The 12,933-nt window shown below is 64.6% G+C and carries 11 protein-coding genes; 9 read left to right on the top strand and 2 right to left on the bottom strand.

Annotated elements, in window-relative coordinates; translation table 11 throughout:
• The 7 genes from rsmH (at position 1) to murD (ending at position 9,112) form a co-directional block, all read left to right on the top strand.
• On the top strand, positions 1–990 hold the full coding sequence (gene rsmH, locus R0J92_RS09225) for a 16S rRNA (cytosine(1402)-N(4))-methyltransferase RsmH (protein ID WP_411051468.1): 990 nt from the start codon (positions 1–3) through the stop codon (positions 988–990).
• The gene (locus R0J92_RS09230; RefSeq protein WP_411051469.1) at positions 990–1,337 is read left to right on the top strand and encodes a cell division protein FtsL; all 348 of its coding nucleotides are present in this window, start codon (positions 990–992) and stop codon (positions 1,335–1,337) included. Before rsmH ends, R0J92_RS09230 begins: the two co-directional genes overlap by 1 nt.
• Positions 1,334–3,118, top strand: a complete 1,785-nt coding sequence (locus tag R0J92_RS09235) for a peptidoglycan D,D-transpeptidase FtsI family protein (RefSeq protein ID WP_106163306.1) — start codon at positions 1,334–1,336, stop codon at positions 3,116–3,118. The genes R0J92_RS09230 and R0J92_RS09235 overlap by 4 nt, the downstream gene beginning before the upstream one ends.
• 14 nt (positions 3,119–3,132) lie before the next feature.
• The gene (locus tag R0J92_RS09240) at positions 3,133–4,617 is read left to right on the top strand and encodes a UDP-N-acetylmuramoyl-L-alanyl-D-glutamate--2,6-diaminopimelate ligase (RefSeq protein ID WP_411051470.1); all 1,485 of its coding nucleotides are present in this window, start codon (positions 3,133–3,135) and stop codon (positions 4,615–4,617) included.
• Positions 4,614–6,005: a UDP-N-acetylmuramoyl-tripeptide--D-alanyl-D-alanine ligase gene (locus tag R0J92_RS09245; protein ID WP_411051471.1), complete on the top strand. Its 1,392-nt coding sequence runs from the start codon at positions 4,614–4,616 to the stop codon at positions 6,003–6,005. Before R0J92_RS09240 ends, R0J92_RS09245 begins: the two co-directional genes overlap by 4 nt.
• 40 nt (positions 6,006–6,045) lie before the next feature.
• Complete coding sequence (gene mraY, locus R0J92_RS09250) at positions 6,046–7,128, top strand: phospho-N-acetylmuramoyl-pentapeptide-transferase (protein ID WP_106163309.1); 1,083 nt, start codon at positions 6,046–6,048, stop codon at positions 7,126–7,128.
• A gap of 580 nt (positions 7,129–7,708) precedes the next feature.
• Complete coding sequence (gene murD, locus R0J92_RS09255) at positions 7,709–9,112, top strand: UDP-N-acetylmuramoyl-L-alanine--D-glutamate ligase (RefSeq protein ID WP_411051472.1); 1,404 nt, start codon at positions 7,709–7,711, stop codon at positions 9,110–9,112.
• Positions 9,113–9,149: 37 nt separating this feature from the next.
• On the opposite strand, the gene R0J92_RS09260 is transcribed toward murD, so the two are convergent.
• The gene (locus R0J92_RS09260) at positions 9,150–9,311 is read right to left on the bottom strand and encodes a DUF1127 domain-containing protein (protein ID WP_411051473.1); all 162 of its coding nucleotides are present in this window, start codon (positions 9,309–9,311) and stop codon (positions 9,150–9,152) included.
• A gap of 92 nt (positions 9,312–9,403) precedes the next feature.
• On the opposite strand from R0J92_RS09260, the gene R0J92_RS09265 reads away from it, so the two are divergent.
• Positions 9,404–10,303, top strand: a complete 900-nt coding sequence (locus R0J92_RS09265) for a LysR substrate-binding domain-containing protein (protein WP_106163313.1) — start codon at positions 9,404–9,406, stop codon at positions 10,301–10,303.
• A gap of 37 nt (positions 10,304–10,340) precedes the next feature.
• Here R0J92_RS09265 and R0J92_RS09270 read toward each other — a convergent pair whose 3' ends face one another.
• Positions 10,341–11,522, bottom strand: a complete 1,182-nt coding sequence (locus tag R0J92_RS09270) for an NAD(P)/FAD-dependent oxidoreductase (protein ID WP_411051474.1) — start codon at positions 11,520–11,522, stop codon at positions 10,341–10,343.
• A 223-nt stretch (positions 11,523–11,745) separates the two neighbouring features.
• Here R0J92_RS09270 and ftsW point away from each other — a divergent pair, with 223 nt between their 5' ends.
• Positions 11,746–12,915 carry a putative lipid II flippase FtsW gene (gene ftsW / locus R0J92_RS09275; protein WP_106163314.1) on the top strand — a complete coding sequence of 390 codons (1,170 nt, stop codon included), beginning with the start codon at positions 11,746–11,748 and terminating at the stop codon, positions 12,913–12,915.
• The last annotated feature ends 18 nt before the right edge of the window (positions 12,916–12,933 follow it).

Raw genomic sequence — 12,933 nt, forward strand, 5'->3', positions numbered from 1 at the left:
ATGTCGGACCGCCCCGCTGCTTCTTCCGGTCCCCATATCCCCGTCCTGCTGAAGCCGCTGCTGGCGGCTGTGGCGCCGGTCCGGGGGCGCTGGCTCGATGGCACCTTCGGGGCAGGGGGCTATACCAAGGGTCTGCTGGCCGCCGGGGCCGATCAGGTCATCGGCGTCGACCGCGACCCGCTGGCCTTCGAGATGGCGCAGCCCTGGGCGGCGGACTACGGCGACAAGCTGGTGCTGCAGCAGGGGGTCTTCTCCCGCATGGATGACTACGCGCAGGATCTGGACGGCGTGGTGCTGGACCTTGGTGTCTCCTCTATGCAGCTTGACCTGGCCGAGCGGGGATTTTCCTTCATGAAGGACGGCCCGCTCGATATGCGCATGTCGCAGGACGGCCCCTCTGCCGCGGATCTGGTGGCAGAGCTTACCGAGGTGCAACTTGCGGATATCATTTACAATTTCGGCGAAGAACGTGCCTCGCGCCGGATCGCCAAGGCCATCGTGCGCGAGCGCGCCATCGAGCCGATCACCACCACCCTGCGCCTGACCGAGATCATTGAGAGCTGCCTGCCGCGCCCCAAGCCCGGCCAGTCGCATCCCGCCACACGCAGCTTTCAGGCGCTGCGTATCGCGGTGAACGGCGAATATGAGGAGCTGATGGGCGGTTTGCTGGCTGCCGAACGGGCGCTGAAACCCGGTGGCCTCTTGGCGGTGGTGACCTTCCATTCGGTCGAGGATCGCATGGTCAAACGCTTCTTCCAGCACCGCGCCAACAAGACTGGCAATGCCAACCGCTACGCGCCCGCACTTGAAGAGCTGCCAAGCCAGTTCGAGCTGGTCACCCGCAAGGCCGTTGGCCCGGATGGCGAGGAGCTGGCGCAGAACCCGAGGTCGCGCTCGGCCCTGTTGCGCGTGGGGCGCCGCACGGATGCGGCCCCGACCGAAATCACCGCCCGCGAACTGAGCATGCCGCAGTTGAAAGAGACGCGCTGATGAGAACCCTTGCCTATATTCTGACGATCCTCGCGGTCTTTGGTCTGGCATTCTGGGCCTACCGCGAGAATTACGCCACGCAACAGGTGCTGAAAGAAACCCGCGGCCTGCGCAGCAATATTGCCGCGGCCCAGGTGCGTCTCAGCGTGTTGCGGGCGGAATGGGCCTATCTCAACCGCCCGGATCGGCTGCGTAATCTTGCCGAGCTGAACTTTGACAGCCTCGGTCTGGTGCCGCTGCGTCCGGATCAGTTTGGCCGCGTCGACGAAGTGTCCTTTCCGCCCTCCGGTCTGGTGATCGAAGAGGGCGTTGAAGTGTCCGCCTATGGGCAGGAGGGCGACCAATGATCCGCACGCCCCTGCGTCCCTTGGCCCGTGTGCTGCCCGCCCGTGCGCGCGGCGAGAACCCGGACCTGATCGAGCGCGAGAACCTCGCGCAGCGCCACAGCGAGATGGAGGTGCGCGCGCGCACCCGTGCCGAGGGCCGGCTGCTGGTCTTGGCGGCGTTCTTTGTCTGTGCCTATGTGGCGATCGGCGGGCGTATGGCGTTTATGGCAACCTCCGAGCCGTCAGAGCCGGTGGCCTCCGTGGGGGGCAGCGCGATTGCCAACCAGCGGGCCGATATTGTGGACCGTGATGGCCGCATCCTTGCGACCAATTTCGAGACCCATTCGCTCTATGCGCAGCCGCCGCAGATGATTGATCCCGTCGCCGCCGCCGACAAGCTGGTGGCGATCTTCCCCGATCTGGAGCGCGAGCGCCTGCTGAAGGATTTCACGGGTAAGCGCAAGTTCCTGTGGATCAAGAAGAAAATCAGCCCGGAACAGCTTCAGGCCGTGCATGATATCGGTGATCCGGGGTTGATGTTCGGGCCGCGTGAAATGCGCCTGTATCCCAATGGCCAACTGGCGTCCCATGTGCTGGGCGGTGCGTCCTTCGGCAAAGAGGGCGTGAGCGCGGCCGAGGTGATCGGTGTAGCCGGGGTTGAAAAACAATTCGACGACTACCTGCGCGACCCGGCCAATGCGGGTAAGCCGCTGGAGTTGAGCCTCGATCTGTCGGTGCAGGACGCCTCCGAAGAGGTGCTCTATGGCGGCATGAAGCTGATGAACGCCAAGGGGGCGACTTCGATCCTGATGGACGTGCACACCGGCGAGGTGATCTCGGTCGCAAGCCTGCCGGATTTCGACCCCAACGAACGGCCGCGGCCGCCAACCTCCGGTTTCGACCCGTCGCAAAGCCCGCTGTTCAACCGCTCGGTGCAGGGGGTCTATGAGCTGGGCTCCACCTTCAAGATCTTCACCGCTGCGCAAGCGATGGAGCTGGATCTGGTAACACCGGACACGGTCATCGACATTCGTGGCCCCCTGCGCTGGGGCAAGTTCTCGATCAAAGATTTCAGCAACTACGGCAAGGAGTTGACGGTTTCCCGTATCATCGAGAAATCGTCCAACATCGGCACGGCGCGCATGGCCCAGCAGATCGGGGCCGAGCGTCAGCGGGCGTTCCTCGACCGGCTCGGCATGCTGAAGCCCACCCCGTTCGAGATCGTCGAGGCTTCCGGTGGTCAGCCGCTGTTGCCCAAGAACTGGTCGGAGCTGTCAACAATGACCATTTCCTACGGTCACGGTATTTCCACCACCCCGATGCATCTTGCGGCGGGCTATGCGGCGATCGCCAATGGCGGGCGCTATGTGGCGCCAACGATCCTGAAGCAGACCGGCCCTCAGATGGGTGAGCGCATCGTGAGTGAAGAGGTGGCAAAGGCGTCACTGGACATGCTGCGTCTGGTCGTCAGCAACGGCACAGCCTCCATGGCTGAGGTGAAAGGCTACAGCGTGGGTGGGAAAACCGGCTCCGCTGACAAGCCAAAGCCGATGGGCGGCTATTACAAGGACAAGGTGATCGCGACCTTTGCGGCTGTCTTTCCCACCGATGAGCCGAAGTATGTGCTGGTGGTGACGCTCGATGAACCTGAAATCATCGCCCATGGCGAGGATCGTCGCACCGCGGGTTGGACTGCGGCACCGGTCGCCGGAGAGATGATTGCGCGGCTGGCGCCGCTGCTTGGCCTCAGACCGCAGATTGAACCCGCCCATATCTCTGGTGTAACCCTCACCTCAAACTAACATGTGGGGACACCATGAACGACAAACCAGCGCTTAAGCTCAGCCAGTTGGGGCTGACCGCACGTGGCGGTATCGATCCGGTGATTTCCGGGCTGGCGGTGGACAGCCGTGATGTGCGGCAAGGCTTTGTTTTTGCGGCCCTGCCGGGCACCCGTGTGCATGGGGCCGAATTTGTCCCGCAGGTTCTGGAGCAGGGCGCGGTTGCGATTCTGACCGATGCCCATGGTGCAGAGACCGCAGGAGCGGCGATTGCCGCCGCCGGGGCCGCGCTGGTGGTCACAGAGGACCCACGGCAAGCCCTGTCGGGCGCAGCAGCGCTGTGGTTCGGCGGACAACCGCCGGTCGCGGTGGCGGTGACCGGCACCAACGGCAAGACCTCGGTTGCCACCTTCCTGCGCATGATCTGGACCGAACTCGGCCATCAGGCGGTGAACCTTGGCACCACCGGGATCGAGGGGGCATGGACCCATCCGCTCGCCCATACCACGCCGGAGCCGATCACGCTCCACCGTGCCCTCGCGGCGGCGGCAGAGGCGGGTGTCACCCATGTGGCGATGGAGGCGTCTTCGCACGGGCTGGATCAGCGCCGCCTGGACGGCGTGCAGCTTCTGGCCGGCGGCTTTACCAACTTCACGCAGGATCATCTCGACTATCACGAAACCTTCGAGGCCTATTTCGCCGCCAAGGCGGGTTTGTTTCGCCGTGTCATGTCGGAAGATGACGTGGCCGTTATCAACATGTCTGACCCGCGCGGTGCGGAGATGCGGGCCATTGCAGCTGCGCGCGGCCAGGAGGTGATCTCCGTTGGTCGCGGCCTCGGGGATCTTGCGTTGATGGGCATGCGGGTGGATGCCACCGGGCAGGATATCCGCTTCACCTGGCATGACCGCCCCTTTGCCAAGCGGCTCAACTTGATCGGCGGTTTCCAGGCGGAGAACATTCTGGTTGCGGCGGGGCTTGCCATTGCCAGCGGCGAAGATCCGGAGCAGGTGTTCGAGACGCTGCCGCATCTTAGCACCGTGCGGGGCCGGATGGAGCTGGCCGCGACGCGTGATAATGGCGCGACGGTTTTTGTCGATTACGCCCATACGCCCGATGCGGTGGCCACCGCGATCAAGGCCTTGCGCCCGCATGTGCTGGGACGTCTTGTGGCCATCGTTGGTGCGGGCGGCGACCGGGACGCGACCAAGCGGCCATTGATGGGGCAGGCGGCGCATGACCACGCGGATGCGGTGATCGTCACCGACGACAACCCCCGCTCGGAAGATCCCGAAGCGATCCGCGCTGCCGTCATGGGCGGTGCGCCAAATGCCTTGAACGTGGGCGACCGGGCCGAAGCGATCCTGCGCGGGGTCGATATGCTGGAGCCGGGTGACGCGCTGCTGATTTGTGGCAAGGGCCATGAGAGCGGCCAGACCATTGGCAACGACGTGTTGCCCTTTGACGATGTGGAACAGGCCAGCATGGCTGTCGCCGCGCTGGATGGGAGGCTGGCATGAGCCTTTGGACCGCACAGGAGGCCGCCGCCGCAACGGGCGGGCAGGCCATAACCGACTGGCGCGTCGACGGGATTTCCATCGACACCCGTAGCCTGCAACCGGGCGATCTGTTCGTGGCGCTCACTGCGGCACGGGACGGGCATGACTTCGTGGCGCAGGCGCTGGAAAAGGGGGCGGGGGCCGCATTGGTGTCGCGCATCCCTGAAGGTGTGGCCGCCGATGCGCCGCTCTTGGTTGTGGAGGACGTTCAGGCCGGGCTTGAGGCATTGGGACGGGCCGGGCGGGCCCGGACGCAGGCCCGCGTCGTTGCCGTTACGGGGTCGGTGGGCAAGACCTCGACCAAGGAAATGCTGGCCGCGATGCTGGCGCCGCAGGGCCGCACCCATGCCGCTGTCGCGAGTTTCAACAACCACTGGGGCGTGCCGCTGACACTGGCGCGGATGCCTGCAGATACGGAATTTGCGGTGATCGAGGTCGGCATGAACCACCCCGGCGAGATCGCGCCACTGGCCCTGCAGGCGCGCCCGCATGTGGCCATGGTGACCACCGTCGCCGCCGTGCACCTTGAGGCGTTTGAGGATGTGGCCGGCATCGCCCGCGAGAAGGCGGCCATCCTTGAGGGGCTGGAGCCCGGCGGGGTTGCGGTGCTGAACGCCGACCTCGACGAAAGCCCAGTGCTGGGTGAGGTGGCCGTGGCCAAGGGCTGCGAGACCCGCTGGTTTGGACGCAGCGCATCGGATTATGCGCTCTGCGCCGTGGCGCTGGACGGTGATGTCACCCGCGCCTCCTATCGCTTTGAGGGGCGCGAGGTCAGTGCAGAGATCCAGTCGCTTGGTGCGCATTTTGCCATGAACGCCATTGGCGCGCTTGCGGCGGTCACAGCACTTGGTGCGGACCTCGATCTGGCGCTGGCCGGGCTGACGGGCTGGTCGCCGGTCAAGGGGCGCGGCGCGCGCTTCACTGTAGATCTACCCGACGGCACCGTCACCGTCTTGGACGACGCCTATAACGCCAACCCCACCTCGGTCACGGCGGCGCTGACGGTGCTGGCCGCGACCAAGGGCGAGGGGCGCAGGATCGCCTTTCTGGGCGATATGGGCGAATTGGGCGACGAGGCCGCGACGCTCCATGCGCAGCTGGCCGCGTTTCCGGCGATGGACAATATTGATACCGTTCACTGTATCGGACCGTTGATGGCAGCGCTGCATGCGGCCTTGCCCGAGGCCAAACGGGGCCTGCGGGTCGAGACCAGCGCCGAGGCGGTGGCAGCCCTGAAAGGGGAAATCCGCGGCGGCGATGTGGTCTTGGCCAAGGGCTCTCTCTACATGCAGATGGCGCGCGTGGTTGACGCGATCCGGGAAATCGGTCAAGGCAACGCACCTTCATGACACATCAACTTGCACCACTCAGAACAGGAACCGCTCTGGTATGCTTTACTGGCTGACCGCCCTGTCGGACGGGGGGGACTTTTTCAACCTCTTCCGCTACATCACCTTCCGCGCTGGCGGAGCTTTCCTGACCGCGCTGATCTTTGGCTTCGTGTTTGGCAAACCGCTGATCAACGTGCTGCGCCGCCGGCAAGGCAAGGGGCAGCCGATCCGCGACGACGGGCCGGAGGGGCATCTGGCCAAGGCCGGCACCCCCACCATGGGCGGCTTGCTGATCGTGGGGGCGCTGTTGTTCTCGACCCTCGTCTGGGCGCGCTGGGACAACCCGTTTGTCTGGTTGGTGCTGTTTGTGACCATGTCGTTCGGCCTGATCGGGTTTGCGGATGACTATGCCAAGGTCTCCAAGCAGAACACCAAGGGCGTGCCGGGCAAGGTGCGGTTGGCGCTGGGGTTTGCGATCGCGATCATCGCGGCGCTTTGGGCCAGCTGGAGCCATCCGGTCGAGCTGCAGAACCAGCTTGCATTGCCGGTGTTCAAGGACACGCTGGTCAACCTCGGGTTGCTCTATGTGCCATTCTGCATCTGCGTCATCGTCGGCGCCGCCAACGCGGTGAACCTGACGGATGGTCTGGATGGTCTGGCGATCATGCCGGTGATGGTCGCGGCGGGGACGCTGGGCATTATCGCCTATGCGGTGGGACGTGTCGATTTTACCGAATATCTGGATGTGCACTATGTGCCGGGCACCGGTGAAATCCTGATCTTTACCGCGGCGCTGTTTGGCGGCGGGCTGGGGTTTCTGTGGTACAACGCGCCACCGGCTGCTGTGTTCATGGGCGACACCGGCTCTCTCGCGCTGGGTGGGGCCCTTGGTGCGATCGCTGTGGCGACCAAACACGAACTGGTGCTCGCCATCGTGGGTGGGCTGTTTGTGGTCGAGGCGCTGTCGGTGATCGTGCAGGTGCTCTACTTCAAGCGCACCGGTAAGCGGGTGTTCCTGATGGCGCCGATCCATCACCACTACGAGAAAAAGGGCTGGGCGGAGCCGACCATCGTGATCCGCTTCTGGATCATCTCGCTGATCCTGGCGTTGATCGGACTGGCAACGCTGAAGGTCCGCTGAGGCCCAAGCGAAAGGGCAGCGCCCGACCCTGGGTGGGTGCAAAGCGCCCTCCCGTGGGGAGGGTCGGGCGCTGTCCGACCTCTCGGTCGAACGGGGGGGGAGGCATCCAATCCACCTTGGGCACCCGACCTGCTGGCGGGGCGCTCAAGCGTTACTCTGAGATATGTGACACCGCGTTGGGGAAGCCTTGCGCGGTTTTGTCGTTAAGAAAGGCGGCGCCGCCGGAGGGGCGGAGCATGGGCTGGCCTGTTTTAAGGACCAAATCCAGTGAGGCCTCGGGTGGATCCGCCCTGCACCCAATGAGGGGGTGGTCTCGGGACGGGCCGAACTCCTGTGGGTCTTTGATGTCGCGACGCATCAAGACTAGCACGCTGGCGTGAAGGTGGCGTCAGCAGGGCGCGCGCGAGGATGGCAACGGTTCGGTCCGACCGAGAGGTCGGACAGGGCCTGACCTTCCCCCCGGGAAGGCGCTTCACGCCTCCCCAAGGTCAGGCGCTGTCCGGGTGCTCAAGCCCGCTTGCATTCCCGCCGCGCTCCGGTGCAGTGTCGCGCCGAACAGAGATGTCAGAAGAGGTACGGCATGATCCCGGTTAAAGGTGTCACAGGGCAGAAGATTGCGGTCTTGGGGCTGGGCCGGTCCGGCCTCGCCACGGCGCGGGCGCTGCGCGAAGGCGGCGCGGAGGCGATCTGCTGGGACGACAACCCCGCCGCGCGGGAGGCCGCCGAAGGTGAGGGCTTTGCCTGCCGCGAGCTGACCAGACAGGACGCGTTCGACGATATCGCGGCCCTGATCGTGTCGCCGGGTATTCCGCATCTCTATCCCAAGCCAAACCCGGTGGTGCGCGCCGCCCTGATTGCGGGCGTGCCAGTGGACAACGATATCGGGCTGTTCTTCCGCTCTGTCGCCTCGGGCGAATGGGACGAGTTTGTCACCATGCCCAAGGTGATCGCGATCACCGGATCCAACGGCAAATCCACCACGGTGGCGCTCTTGAATCATATCCTCGAACACGTCGGCCGCGACAGCCAGATGGCGGGCAACATCGGCCGCGGGGTGCTGGACATCGACCCGCCGGGCGATGGCGGCGTGGTGGTGCTGGAGCTCTCGTCCTACCAGACGGATCTGGCCCGGGCGCTGACGCCGGATGTGGCGGTCTTTACCAATCTGACGCCGGATCACCTGGACCGTCACGCCGGTATGGGCGGCTATTTTGCGGCCAAGCGACGGCTGTTCGCCGAAGGTGGTCCCGACCGCGCGGTCATCGGCGTTGACGAGGACGAGGGGCTGTTCCTGGCCGGGCAGCTGAGCGAGGGCAATGGCGATGACCGGGTGATCCGGGTGTCGTCAGGGCAGAAGCTGTCGGGGGGCGCGGGCTGGACGGTTTTTGCCCGCAAAGGGTTCCTGTCGGAATATCGCAAGGGGCGGCAGGCAGGATCGATCGACCTGCGCGACATCCCCGGCCTGCCCGGCGCCCACAACCATCAGAACGCCTGCGCGGCCTATGCGGCGGCGCGCACCCTGGGCCTGGCGCCCCGGGTGATCGAGGCGGCGATGCGCACATATCCCGGTCTGCCACACCGCAGTCAGCGGGTGGCCGAGGTGGATGGCGTGTCTTATGTGAATGACAGCAAGGCCACCAATGTCGACAGCGCGGCCAAGGCGCTAAGTGCCTTCAAGAAGATCCGCTGGATCTGCGGCGGGCTGGAGAAGGAAGGCGGGCTTGAGGGCCTCAAAGGCGCGACCGACGAGGTGGTCAAAGCCTATGTGATCGGCCGCGAGGCGGCGCAGTTCGCCATGCAGCTGGACGTGGAAGCCGAGGTCTGCACCACCATGGCGCAAGCGGTGGCGCGGGCAGTGGCGGATGCAGAGCCGGGCGAAACCGTGCTGCTGGCTCCGGCGGCGGCAAGTTTCGACCAATACGACAGCTTTGAGAAGCGCGGCGAGGATTTCATCGCCGAAGTCACGGCCCGATTGCAACTCTGAGGTCTGAGGCTGCCCGGACCTGCTGGCGCGACCTTGGTCACAGGCCGAGGTCGCGTAGCATGTGGTCGGACATATGCGACAGCTCACGGCGGGCGTAGCGGTGCAGGGCGTGCTGACACGGGCCGCGTTTGTGTGTGGGGCGGGTAAAAAACCTGCTGATGGCGGCCCAAAGGCTCAGCTGTGCGATCATGGTGGTCATGGCAGTCTTCCTTGCGTGATGTCGCCTAGATGTGTGCGTTGCAGCGGCAAATGACCAATTGAAACTCAAGGGGGTTGGTATAAGCTGCCTTTATGGATAAAGCGAAATCCCCCCTGCCACCCCTGCCTGCGGTGCGCGCCTTTGAGGCGGCGGCCCGGTTGGGCAGTTTCAGCCGCGCCGCGGAAGAGCTTGCGATGACACAGGCGGCGGTCAGCTATCAGATCAAGCTGCTTGAGGATCGCGCCGGTCAGCCCCTGTTTCGGCGCCTGCCGCGCGGCGTGGTGCCGACAGCGGCGGGCAAGGCGCTGCAGCTGCAGGTTGGTGAGGCGCTGGACATGGTGCGTCGCGGCTGGGCAGAGGTGCGCGGTGGCGGTGGGCAGGAGCTGGTGATCAGCGCCATTGCCAGTTTCGCGGCCTTCATTCTGGGCCCGCGACTGGGTCTGTTTCAGGTCGCGCATCCCGGCATCACCACGCGGGTCGAGGTCAATCACCGTTACGTCGATCTGGAGGCAGGCGAGGCCAGCGTGGCCATTCGTGTCGGACATGGCAGCTGGCCCGGGTTGGCTGCGGACCTGCTGTTTCGCTCCAGCTATACGCCGTTACTGACCCCGGCCCTGATGGAGACCTATGGCCCGATCACGCAGCCAGAAGATCTGCTGCGGGTGCCCTTGGTGGATGCGGCTGATCCGGCCTGGGAGATGTGGTTCAGGGCGGCCGGTGTCGACTATGTTCCACAGGCAGAACGGCACAGTCTGGGCACTCAGGTGCTGGAGGTGCAGGCGGCCTTGGCGGGGCATGGGGCCTGCCTGCTGACCCCGGCCTATGCCAGCGGCATGATCGCCAGCGGCGCGTTGGTGCAGCCGTTTGATCAGGTGACGGAGGATGATATCTCTGTGTGGCTGGCCTATCCGGAAGCGCGTCGCGCGGACCCTGCGGTTGCCGCCTTTCGCAACTGGCTGCTGGCCGAGGTTGCGGATTTCGACAGTAACTGAGGCGGGTTGGATCGCAGTGCCGGTGTCAGGGCGCGCATCAGGCGCTGGTGGCGATGGCCTGTCCCGCGGCAAAACCGGAGGCCCAGGCCCATTGGAAGTTGTAGCCGCCGAGCCAGCCGGTGACATCCACCGCCTCGCCGATCGCATAGAGGCCGGGCTGGGCCTTGGCCTCCATCGTGCGCGAGGAGAGCGCGTCGGTGTCGATCCCGCCAAGGGTCACTTCGGCGGTGCGGTAGCCTTCGGTTCCTGTCGGTTTCAGGCGCCAGTTGTGCAGCCGGTCGCACAGCGCCTGCAAGGCGGCGTCGGACTGATCTGCAAGGCGTCCCTTTAGGCTGCCATCGGCGGCGAGGTCTTCGACCAGGCGGGCAGGCAGGTGGCGCGCAAGCTCGGTGGTCAGATCCTTGCGCCCGCTTTGCTGACGCTGGTCGCGCAGGGCGCTGAACAGGTCGAAGTCGGGCAGCAGATGCGCGGTGATTTCCTCGCCTTCGTGCCAGTAGCTGGAGATCTGCAGCACCGCCGGGCCCGACAGGCCACGATGGGTGAACAGCAGCGCCTCGTCAAAGCTGGTGCGCGCGTTCGACAGCCGCGCGGGCAGGGCGACGCCGGCCAGCGGCTTGAACCGCTCCGCGCCAAAGGTAAAGGGCACGAGGCCGGGGCGGGTGTCCAGCACCGGCAGGCCGAATTGCTGTGCGATGTCATAGGCCAGCCCGGTGGCGCCCATCTTGGGGATTGATTTGCCGCCGGTGGCCAGCACCAGGTTCTGCGCGGTGACGGTGATCGGTTTGCCCTCGCGCTCCAACCGCACGGTGTATCCACCGGCGCCGTGGCGCACATCCACCACCGAGGTTTGCAGCCACAGATCCGCGCCCGCATCGCGCAGTTCCTTCACCAGCATGGCAACGATTTGGCGGGCCGAGTCATCGCAAAACAGCTGCCCGAGGGTTTTTTCGTGCCAGGCGATGCCGTGGCGGGTGACCAGGTCGATGAAATCCCACTGGGTGTAGCGGGCCATGGCCGATTTGCAGAAATGCGGGTTCTGCGAGATGTAGTTCTCGGGCGTGGCATACATATTGGTGAAGTTGCAGCGCCCGCCGCCAGAGATGCGGATTTTCTCGCCCGGGTTCTTGGCGTGATCCACCACCAGACAATCGCCGCCCGCATGAGCCGCACACATCATGCCAGCTGCGCCGGCGCCGAGAATCAGGGTCTTGATCTGCATGAGCCGCATCGACCACGAAAGCTGTGTCCGCGCAAGCATCGCCGCTGCGGGCAATTGTGGTCGCTACGGGGCCGAACTGCGGTAATTTCCCGTATGATCGGGGAGGAAGTGACTGGCCTGCGCAGCGTTATCAGGTTACACTTTATGTAATAAGTCCCGCAAATGGGACATTTTCGAGGCAAAACCGGCGCTGATTTCAGCGCCCAATCAAGGCAGTGAACCCATGACTGAGATGGTCTATGGCGCGCTCCCCGCGCAAGAAGGGGAGCCGATTCTTCCCAAATGGTGGCGAACACTGGACAAGTGGACGATGACCTTTGTGGTCACATTGTTCATTGTCGGGCTTCTGCTGGGCCTGGCGGCCTCGGTGCCGCTGGCGGCCCGCAACGGGTTTGACAATTTCCACTACGTGCAACGTCAGGCCTTCTTTGGCTGTACCGCGCTGGTGGCGATGGTGCTGACCTCGATGATGTCCCCGACACTGGTGCGACGGCTGGCTGTGATCGGATTTGTCTGTGCCTTTGTCGCGATGGCCTTGCTGCCGATCTTCGGCACCGATTTCGGCAAAGGGGCTGTGCGCTGGTACAGCCTTGGGTTTGCCTCGCTGCAACCGTCGGAATTCCTGAAGCCGGGCTTCATCGTGCTGGCCGCCTGGATGATCGCGGCGAGCCATCAGATCTATGGCCCGCCGGGCACGCTGCTGTCCTTTGGCCTGTGTCTGTCGGTGGTGATGCTGCTGGTGATGCAGCCGGACTTTGGTCAGGCCTGTCTGATCCTCTTTGGCTGGGGCGTGATGTATTTCGTCGCCGGGGCGCCGATGCTGCTGCTGGTGGGCATGGCGGCTGTGGTGATTTTTGGCGGCGTTATCGCCTATTCCAACTCCGAACACTTTGCCCGTCGTATTGATGGCTTCCTGAGCCCGGATCTCGATCCGACCACGCAGCTGGGCTATGCCACCAACGCCATTCGCGAGGGCGGCCTGTTTGGTGTTGGCGTCGGTGAGGGGCAGGTGAAATGGTCCCTGCCGGATGCGCATACCGATTTCATCATTGCCGTGGCGGCCGAGGAATACGGGCTGGTGCTCGTGTCGATCATTATCTTCCTCTACGCCATGATCGTCGTGCGGTCGTTGTTCCGCCTGATGCGCGAGCGGGATACATTCATCCGTCTGGCGGGGGCCGGTCTGGCCTGCTCCTTTGGTGTTCAGGCGATGATCAACATGGGGGTTGCGGTGCGGCTTCTTCCCGCGAAAGGCATGACTTTGCCGTTCGTGAGCTATGGTGGCTCCTCCCTGATTGCAGGCGGCATCGCAATGGGTATGCTCCTGGCCTTCACCCGGTCCCGACCTCAGGGCGAAATCGCGGACGCATTGCGCGGACGTGGGCGCGGATAAGAGAGGTGGGCCGGTCAA

It is taken from the genome of Tritonibacter sp. SIMBA_163 (genome assembly GCF_046535935.1).
Classification (GTDB): domain Bacteria; phylum Pseudomonadota; class Alphaproteobacteria; order Rhodobacterales; family Rhodobacteraceae; genus Epibacterium; species Epibacterium scottomollicae.